Annotated in this window: 1 pseudogene; it reads right to left on the reverse strand. The window is 47.7% G+C overall.

Going from position 1 to position 266, the window contains the following annotated elements:
- Positions 1–266, reverse strand: a pseudogene (locus I8752_RS22395) (PD40 domain-containing protein); the annotation flags it as partial.

The following is a 266-nucleotide window of genomic DNA, read 5'->3' on the forward strand; positions in this document are numbered from 1 at the left end:
ATGTCCGCGCCAAGGTTGACCGATAGGATTGCCGTTCATATCCCACAAGCGCACTGTAGTATCATTACTGCCACTGACAATCCAATTGCCATCTGGGCTAAAGGCGACAGAATTCACTTCTTTTTCATGTCCGCGCCAAGGTTCACCAATAGGATTGCCGTTTATATCCCACAAGCGCACTGTAGTATCATTGCTGGCGCTGATAATAAACTTGCCATCTGGGCTAAAGGCGACAGAATTCACTTCTTTTTCATGTCCGCGCCAAG

This window comes from Dendronalium phyllosphericum CENA369 (genome assembly GCF_016056275.1).
Taxonomy (GTDB): Bacteria; Cyanobacteriota; Cyanobacteriia; order Cyanobacteriales; family Nostocaceae; genus Dendronalium; species Dendronalium phyllosphericum.